This window comes from Sphingobium chlorophenolicum, assembly GCF_000722875.1.
Lineage (GTDB): Bacteria > Pseudomonadota > Alphaproteobacteria > Sphingomonadales > Sphingomonadaceae > Sphingobium > Sphingobium chlorophenolicum.
Window position 1 is genome coordinate 96,682 of sequence record NZ_JFHR01000017.1, and the last position, 6,883, is coordinate 103,564.

A 6,883-nucleotide genomic window follows, 5' to 3' on the forward strand; every position below is an offset into this window, starting at 1 on the left:
TGAACCACAGTGCGGATGGAAAATGCGGATTGTCGATCCCGGACGGGGGGGACATCGCTCTTCCCAAGATGGGTCGACAAGGGCGCGCATCGGCCGGTTGCATTCTTGCGGATGCGCCGGGCGCGATATAAGGTGCCGGCAAAATCCCGTAATCGGCAAAGCCGATAAGAGGATTATTGTTGCGAGGGTGAAGGGTGCAGATGGCCGTTTTGCAGATAAGCCCATATGCGATGGGCCTCAACGGAGTGATAGAGGCGATTGGCGAGGCGAGCTTCGGTCCCCAGCTCGTGCGCTTCCTCCATGACGCCACCGGCGCGGAACATGTCGCGGTTTTCGCGCTTGCCGGGGCGCGGCCCTGCGGAATCGACGCCATCAGCCTGGACGGCACGGACACGGCGCGCCGCCGGTCGGACCTGTATCTGGGCAAGGATCTGTGGCGCCGCGACCCGGTCATGGAACTGGCCTGCCAGTCGCTGGCCGACGAATCGCCGCACCTCGCCTATCTGGAGGTGTCCGCGATCACCGACGCGCAGTTGCGCAGCATCGTCTATCCCCGGATGGGCGAACGCAGCTTCCTCTACGGCCCGTCGGTGGCGGGGCGGATCGGCCTCAGCATCGTCAGTTCCGCTTCGGGCAATGCGGACCGGGCCAATCATCTGCTGATGGAGATGGGCGGGCTGCTGCTCGCCATCGTCGGCAAACATGTCAACGCCGCCGACCAGCGGCGCAGGCTGCTTTCCGCCCTGACCTCGCTCAGCGAGATCGAACAATGCGTTGCCATGGCGCCGGAGCGCTTCCCGCCCCGCGAGACCCAGGTCTGCGCCCGCATCCTCTACGGCGTATCGACATTGGGCATCGCGCTGGAACTGGGCGTCGGGGAAGAGACGGTGCAAACCTATCGCAAGCGCCTCTACAACCGGCTGGGGATCAGCAGCCAGCGCGAATTGCTGCTCTGGTACGTCGCCACTTGGGCCAAACTGAACGATCAGGTCCACCCCCTGGCCAGCGGATCGATGCACTAGGATGCGTCCCGGACATTGATTTTTGGGTGTGGAACGGACCTATCCTATTCTTCCCTACGCGCAGCGTGGGGAGGGTCGAAGAGAGGCACGTGACTCTCTTCGACGTTTGCGTAGCAAATGGTGGAGGGGAAATTCGGAGGTCGTGCCTCTTTCCTCCCGCAGGCGGGAGGGGGTTAGGCCGCGTGGACAAATTCGGAATGTCGGGAAATGGCCAGTAGCGGACATCCATTCCTCCCTACGCGCAGCGTGGGGAGGGGGACCGCCGCTGAAAGCGGTGGTGGAGGGGAAGATTCGGAGGTCGCGCCTTTTCCCCTCCACCAGCCTTCGGCCGGTCCCCCTCCCCATCTCCTGATGGGGAGGAATAGGGTAGGTCCGCTTTCCACCCAAATCACTCAGTCCGGCGAGTGCCTAAGGGCCTGAGCCGGCGCGACATCCTTCCCGACCGGCGGCGCTTCGCCCGTTCCCTCCAGCAGATAGACGAACGACCAATGCGTGGGATAGCTGGCGCAGCCCATCATGCTGATGCCGTGCATCGTCTGCCGCCACAAAAGGGTTAGAAACCCGCCAGGCGCGGTTCGCGACGGACTGCGCTCGGCGGTCATGATTCCCCTCATTATGATTCTGATGCCGCCATGCGTTGACGTGCTGGACCCGCTGCTACCGCATCGGGCCGCTTTCGAAAAACGCGGGGACGGGGCGCGTCCGATCCACTATCCGGATTCCGCGCCGCCGAACCGGAATTTCACGGCCCCGCGGCCCTCTCCCCCTTCGTCATGCCGAACCCGGCCCGGCACGCATTTCTCCCCATGAACCGCCGTCTCCGCAGGCGCGATGCATAATCCCGCCATGCGTCCCTCCACCGTCCGTCCGCCCCCGGAATCCATCGGGCGGATTCCGCCTATCCAGTCCATGTTCTGTCAATAACCCCTCAGCTTCTTTATCAAAAAAATCACATCGCGGACATCAATGCCGGTGCGGCCACATATGTGGTTTCGCAAATGCATATATTTTGTCTTCGAAGATGTGATGGCGATGCTCGTCAATTCTCGGCGCGCATTGGAAAAGACTTATTCTATTACCACGGGAAGGGATGTTATGAAGACTCCATTGATGAAATATAAGAACCTGGAAGAGGCGCTTCAGGGGGTCGGTGGACCGGTGAAGCTTCTTCGCGGATCGCAGACCGGGCCTTATGTCTTCCCGGTGGCGGCGCCCGAATACACTAACTGGCGCGACGAACAGCGCGCCTGGAAGAACGGCGTCGCGCTGCTGAACCTGTCCTATCACATGACCGACCTCTATCTGCGCGGCCCCGACGCGCTGAAAGTCCTGCAAAAGGTCGGCCTCACCAAGATGACGACTTTCCCGGTCAACCGCGGCAAGCAGCTCATCGCGTCCAGCCCCGACGGCTATCTGATCGGCGACGGCATCGTCTTCCATCTGGAGCAGGATTATTTCCGCGTCGTCGGCCCGCCGGTCATCGTCGACTGGACCCAGTATCACGCCGAAACCAGCGGCTATGACATAGAGATCGACCGCGACGAAACCGTCGCCTTCCGCCCCGGCGAACCGCGCATCTACATCTACCAGATCCAGGGCCCGCACGCGCTGGAGATGATGAAGGAAGTCACCGACGGCACCCTGCCCGAAATCGGCTTCTTCGCGATCGGCGATTTCACCATCCGCGGCAAGAAGGTCCGGGCGCTGCGCCACGGCATGGCCGGAACCGCCGGTTTCGAGATGTTCGGCCCCTGGGAGGACCAGGAAGTCATCATGGACGCGCTGGAGGAAGTCGGCGCGAAATATGACATGAAGAAGATCGGCTCGCTGGCCTATCCCACGACGACGCTCGAATCCTCGTGGATGCCGCTCCCGGTTCCCGCCGTCTATCATGGCGAGCAGATGAAGCCGTTCCGCGAATGGTTGACGATCCCGCATATCGAAGTCCTCGGATCGGTCGGCGGCAGTCTCGCCTCCACCAATATCGAAGATTATTATATGGACCCGGTCGAAGTCGGTTATTCCCGCCTCATCGACCAGCAGCGCGACGATTATATCGGTTATGAAGCGCTCAAGGGCCGCGTCGCCAACCAGACCCGCACCAAGGTGACATTGGTCTGGAACCGCGACGACCTGATGAAGGTCATCCACGACTCCCTCTATGCCGATCCGCCGGCCCGCTTCGTCAACTTCCCGCTCGCCACTTACTCGACCTTCCATGTCGACGACGTACGCGACCGCAACGGGAAGAGCGTCGGTATCGCCCAATATTCGGGTTTCACCGCCAATGCGAACGAGTTCGTCTCGCTCTCCATCGTCGACCTCGAATATGCGACGCCGGGTACGGAACTGACCCTGTTGTGGGGCGAGCAGGAACTGCGCCGCCCGACGATCGAGAAGAACACGTTGCGCGAAGTCCGGGTCACGGTCGCTCCCGCACCTTATTTCGAAAAGATCATCAAGAAGGACTGATGTCCATCCGGTCCCGCCAGGCTGCCGCCTGCGCGGGACCGGACCCTTGCGGAAAGGCCGCCCATGAAACTCGCCTATGTGGATCAGCACGCTCCGACCGTGGACCTGATCCAGTCCTTCTCCCTCGAAATGACCGCCAAGGATATTGAGAGCCTGACCGACGCCGCGCCGCTGATCCCGGCCGGAACGCCGATTTCGGTCACCTATCTGCCGGGCGAGGAGATGCCCGCCCGCGTCGCCGCCGCCCAGGCGGTCAAGAATCTGGGCTTCGTGCCCGTGCCGCACATCTCCGCCCGCCGCGTCCTGTCCCGCGACGACCTTCAGCAATTCCTCGCCATGCTGGACGAACATGTCGGCATAGAGCGGGCCTTCGTCATCGCGGGCGACCCCGCGTCGCCCATGGGCCCCTATGAGGATGCGCTGGCGATCATCCGGGACGGCCTGCTGCCCACGGTCGGCGTCCGGAAGGTCGGCATTTCCGGCTATCCCGAAGGGCATCCGGACATCGACAAGCCCAAGCTGGCCAAGGCGATGCACGACAAGATCGCCGCCCTGTCCGATCAGGGTCTGGAGGCGGAGATCATGACGCAATTCGCCTTCGACGCGGACGCCATCCTCGTCTGGCTGGAGCGGATTCGCCAGGAAGGCGTCACCATCCCCGTGCGCGTCGGCGTGCCCGGCCCGGCCAGCGTCAAGAAGCTGGTCCGTTTCGCCGCCCGTTGCGGCGTGGGCGCATCGGCGAAGGTCATGCTGAAATACGGCACTTCGATCACGAAGCTGCTGAGCACGGCCGGTCCCGAAAAGCTGATCGAGGAACTGGCCGACCGCATCGATCCGTCGGTCCATGGCGACGTCCTGCTCCATTTCTATCCGTTCGGGGCCTTCGTCGACACGGCGCAGTTCATCGCGAACCACTACGGCACCGCCAAAGCCTGACCGGCCGCCGCGCCGGGCCGGGCGTGCCTCGCCCGGCCCGGCATGCGGCCCTCCCTTCGCCCTATCCGGAAAATGGATAGTGGGTTTCCAGATCCCGCACTTGAAACCGGGGGCGTCAGCGCCTCTCTTGGTTCCAAACAACAAAGCGTGGGAGAGTGGGAATGGCCTCTCGTCCGTCCAGCCAGGATCATATGGCCTCCTTGTCCTTTTTCGACCTGACGGTGTTCGACGCGATGATGCGCCTGCGCAGCGTCACGCTCGCGGCGGATGAACTCGACCTGCCGCAATCCTCGATGAGCCGCTATGTCCAGGCGCTTCGGGAACATTTCAGCGACGTCCTGTTCGTGCGCACGCGCAACGGCATGGTGCCGACCTCGGTCGCTCTGTCCGTGGCGCGCAGCGTGGAGGAGACGCTGAACGTCTATCACAGCAGCCTGTCCCGCCGGCGCAAGTTCGACCCGCAAAGCTCGCTCCGCACCTTCCGCGTCGCCGCGTCGGACCTGGGCCAGCTCTACATCGTGCCGCTGATGCAGCGCCGCTCGGTCAAGAATGCGCCGAACATCCACTTCAACCCCGTGTCGGTCCGCAAGGACAAGCTGGTTTCCGACCTGGAAATGGGCATAGCGGACATCGTGCTGGGCAATTTCCCCGCCCTCTACGCCTCGGTCCGGGAACAGACGCTCTTCCACGAACCCTATGTCTGCATCGCGCCCGCCCGCCTGGTGCGCAACGGCCAACTCAGCCTCAGCGACTTCAAATCCCTCTACCACATCGTCGTCGGCGCATCCTGCCAGGGCCATGCCCACAAGGAGGCGGAACATCGCATCCTGGAGGTGATCGACCCCCGGCGGCTGCGCATCGCGACGGAAAGCTTCATCGTCAGCGCCCTGATCGCGGAGGTTTCCGACCTGGTCCTCACCGTCCCGCTGTCCGTGGCGCGGGTCGTGCAATCCAGCCAGGCGGCCATCGTGCGCCCGCCGATCGACCTGCCCGACATCGCGATCAAGCAATATTGGCACAAGCGTTTCGACCATGATCCCGGCCATGAATGGCTGAGGACGCTGGTTTCCGACAGCAGTTCCGACCATATCCATGCCATGGGCGAATTCGTCTCCCGCGGATCGCATATGGACATGCCCGGCTCCCTGAAGGATCAGGCGGGCCGGGAAAATATGGAGTCACCGATATATGGGTCTTTTGATTGACGGCGTCTGGCGCGACGCCTGGTACGACACCAAATCCAGCGGCGGCCGGTTCGTCCGGAAGGAATCGCAATATCGCGGCGGACTGGACGCCGGGTTCAGGGGCGAACCGGGCCGCTATCATCTCTATGCCGGTTTCGCCTGTCCCTGGGCGCATCGCGTCCTCATCATGCGCGCGCTCAAGGGGCTGGAGGAGATGATCTCCGTCTCCATGGTCAACGCCTATATGGGGGAAAATGGCTGGACTTTCCTGCCCGGCGACGACGTCGTCCCCGACAGCATCAACGGCGCGGACTATCTCTATCAGGTCTATACCGCGGCCGATCCGACCTATACCGGCCGCGTCACCATCCCGATCCTCTGGGACAAGGTGGAAAAGAGGATCCTCAACAATGAATCGTCGGAGATTATCCGCATCCTGAATTCGGCCTTCGACGATGTGGGCGCGTTGCCGGGCGATTATTATCCGGCGGAATTCCGCCCCGAAATCGACCGCATCAACGCCCGCGTCTATGAAACGCTGAACAACGGCGTCTACCGTTCCGGCTTCGCCACCACGCAGGAAGCCTATGAGGAGGCGGTCTATCCCCTGTTCGACACGCTGGACTGGCTGGAGGAGCATCTGACCGGCCGCGAATGGCTGGTCGGCGACCGGCTGACGGAGGCCGACATCCGCCTGTTCCCGACGCTGGTGCGCTTCGACGCCATCTATCACGGTCATTTCAAATGCAATCTGCGCCGGATCGCCGACTATCCCAACCTGTCGCGGCTGGTGGGCAAGCTGGCCTCGCATGAACGCGTCGCGCCCACCATCAATCTCCGCCATGCCAAGGCCCATTATTACGGCAGCCATCCAAGCGTGAATCCCACCGGAATCGTCCCCGTAGGCCCCGCCCAACCCCTGCCGGGCCTAACCCTCCAGTCCTGACCAAAAAATCCTCCCCATCGAAAGATGGGGAGGGGGACCGTTCGCGCAGCGAATGGTGGAGGGGAACTGCGCAGGTCGCGCCATATTTCCTCCACTCCTCCCAAATACATCCGACAACTGGAATCTGCTTATCCGATTTGCCCCATGGAGGCTCCAGGGACGGAACGAGGTAGTGTGCGGGATGTTCTGCAAAATCCATTGAGGATTTGAGCGGCCATGGCAGGCTGGTGATGTTCAAAGTCGCCAACCCCAATGGAGCCCCACCATGACCAGGAATGAGAATAGACCATCGATAGCGGCCGTCAAAGATTTGATGGGCGCGA

General features: G+C 62.4%; 6 protein-coding genes. 5 read left to right on the forward strand and 1 reads right to left on the reverse strand.

What is annotated here, in order from left to right; all coding sequences use genetic code 11:
* The first annotated feature begins 230 nt into the window (after positions 1-230).
* On the forward strand, positions 231-1,022 hold the full coding sequence (locus BV95_RS09485; protein ID WP_202901555.1) for a helix-turn-helix transcriptional regulator: 792 nt from the start codon (positions 231-233) through the stop codon (positions 1,020-1,022).
* Between the two features lie 392 nt (positions 1,023-1,414).
* On the opposite strand, the gene BV95_RS23525 is transcribed toward BV95_RS09485, so the two are convergent.
* Entirely contained in the window at positions 1,415-1,624 is a 210-nt protein-coding gene (locus BV95_RS23525; protein ID WP_156028624.1) for a hypothetical protein, read from the reverse strand.
* Between the two features lie 508 nt (positions 1,625-2,132).
* On the opposite strand from BV95_RS23525, the gene BV95_RS09490 reads away from it, so the two are divergent.
* The 4 genes from BV95_RS09490 (at position 2,133) to BV95_RS09505 (ending at position 6,560) form a co-directional block, all read left to right on the forward strand.
* On the forward strand, positions 2,133-3,494 hold the full coding sequence (locus BV95_RS09490; protein WP_234703134.1) for an aminomethyl transferase family protein: 1,362 nt from the start codon (positions 2,133-2,135) through the stop codon (positions 3,492-3,494).
* Positions 3,495-3,557: 63 nt separating this feature from the next.
* Entirely contained in the window at positions 3,558-4,430 is an 873-nt protein-coding gene (locus BV95_RS09495; RefSeq protein ID WP_037450565.1) for a methylenetetrahydrofolate reductase, read from the forward strand.
* Positions 4,431-4,591: 161 nt separating this feature from the next.
* Positions 4,592-5,635, forward strand: a complete 1,044-nt coding sequence (locus tag BV95_RS09500; protein WP_013849832.1) for a LysR family transcriptional regulator — start codon at positions 4,592-4,594, stop codon at positions 5,633-5,635.
* On the forward strand, positions 5,619-6,560 hold the full coding sequence (locus BV95_RS09505; RefSeq protein ID WP_013849831.1) for a glutathione S-transferase family protein: 942 nt from the start codon (positions 5,619-5,621) through the stop codon (positions 6,558-6,560). The genes BV95_RS09500 and BV95_RS09505 overlap by 17 nt, the downstream gene beginning before the upstream one ends.
* Positions 6,561-6,883: the final 323 nt, after the last annotated feature.